Genomic DNA, 551 nt, shown 5'->3' on the forward strand with positions numbered 1-551 from the left:
GCGGTCGGAAAGAACCACTAAGACGGTACCTTCTCGCACCACTTGTTCAGCTTGATCACATAAGTCATCAATCGCTTGTTTGAGATCTTTCTCTTGTGGATCGTAGTTTATGTCGAGAATGGTATTGCGGTAGTGATCGTCACCCAGCTCAAGCAACTGCTGCATGTCAGAGTAAAGTAGCACTGGAGAATCAAATGTCACTCGATGCGCGTGGCCGTCGGCTTCACAGAAGACGTTCATCTCCTGACCTATACTGGTGGCTAACGACATAACATGCTTTTCACGTAGTGGATCGATAGGCGGGGTGGTGACCTGAGCAAACTTCTGGCGGAAGTAATCGGTAACCAAACGCTCTTTCGAAGACAGTACTGCCATTGGCGTGTCATCGCCCATAGAGCCTACGGCTTCTTGACCCATATCGCCAAGTACACGCAGCACCTGATCCACTTCTTCATTGGTCATGGCGAACTGCTTTTGATAGGTCTTAAGCAAATCTTCATCGAAGCTTCGCTCACCCACTTGATCTTCAGGTAACTGAGAGAATGGAGTTA

Annotated in this window: 1 protein-coding gene; it reads right to left on the reverse strand. The window is 48.5% G+C overall.

The features are described 5' to 3' along the window. Nucleotides 1-551: glutamate synthase central domain-containing protein (locus R7190_RS29810; RefSeq protein WP_318138201.1), on the reverse strand; the 551-nt coding region annotated here is incomplete at both ends.

Source organism: Vibrio sp. 1078-1 (genome assembly GCF_033340475.1).